Genomic DNA, 1100 nt, shown 5'->3' with positions numbered 1-1100 from the left:
GCATTTCCTGCGCGGGCTCAGCTGCTTCCCGAGCTTCGCGTTCGACACGATGCTGGCCGCGATGCAGCAGGCCGAAGCCGGCTTCCGCGCGGCCGGCCGCGATGCGCAGGCGTGGCGCGCGCGGGCCTATGCCTGCCTCGCGATGCAGAACATGGCGCAGACCGAGGTGGCCGCGCGCGAGCTGCCGAAGCTGCTGGCGCTGCCGCTGGACGACGGCACGCGCGCCTTCGTGTGCTTCGGCTCGGCGTGGGCGGCCTATGCGCAGGCGCGCGCGGCCGACGTGGCGCCGTGGTTCGAGCAGATGCTGCAGGCGCTGGAGCGGGTGCCCGAGCCGGCGGTGTGGGATGCCTGCTTCTTCCACAGCCTGATGGTCGGCATGCCGGGCATGGACGTGCTGCTGGAGCGCTTCGGCCAGCGCGCGACGGTGTTGTTCGGCGACACGCCGACGCAGCTGCGCGCCGGCGTGCTGCATGCGCGCGCATGGCTCGCGTTCTCGGCTGGGCGGCTCGACGAGGCCGAGCACTGGCTGGCGCGCGCCGACGAGGACTGCCGCTGGCTCGGCCGGCCGCGCAGCGTGCTGACCGAGAACCACATGGCGCACACGCTGATCGATGCGGTGTGCGGGCGGCGCGAGGCGGCGTATGCGGCGGCGCTGGAGGGCCGGCACGACCTCGCCGAGCACGGTTCGGCGCCGAACCGGCTGACGCACGAGTACGAGCTGCTCTTMACGCACAGCCGCGCGGCGTGGATCCTGCAGGACGAGGCGAGCTTGCGCGAACTGGATGCGCGGCTCGCGCAGGTGCTGAATCCGTACGAGTGGGCAGCGGCGTCATTCGACCGCAGCTTCAGCCGCGCATTCGTCGCGATGGTGGATGGGCGGCTGGCCGATGCGCAGGCGCTGCTCGCGCCGCTGGCGCTCGATCAGGAGCCGTCGTGCTTCTTCCCGGCAGGGCAGGCGACGGTGCTGCTGGYGGATGTGCGGCTGCGGCTCGGCGTGGTCGACGAGGCCGCGGCCACGCTACGGCCCTGGATTGCGCGGGCGATGGAGGGCGGTTCGGTCGGCGGCGCGCTGCTGTGCGGCTGGCCGGTGCTGCAGCGGC

The 1100-nt window shown here is 73.2% G+C and carries 1 protein-coding gene; it reads left to right on the top strand.

The annotated features are described in order from the left end of the window. On the top strand, window positions 1-1100 hold a 1100-nt coding region (locus tag AC1D15_RS33660), incomplete at both ends, for a hypothetical protein (protein ID WP_477829479.1).

The sequence above is a fragment of the Rhizobacter sp. P2_H2 genome (assembly GCF_056403375.1).
This window is presented reverse-complemented; position numbering and strand designations above follow the sequence as displayed.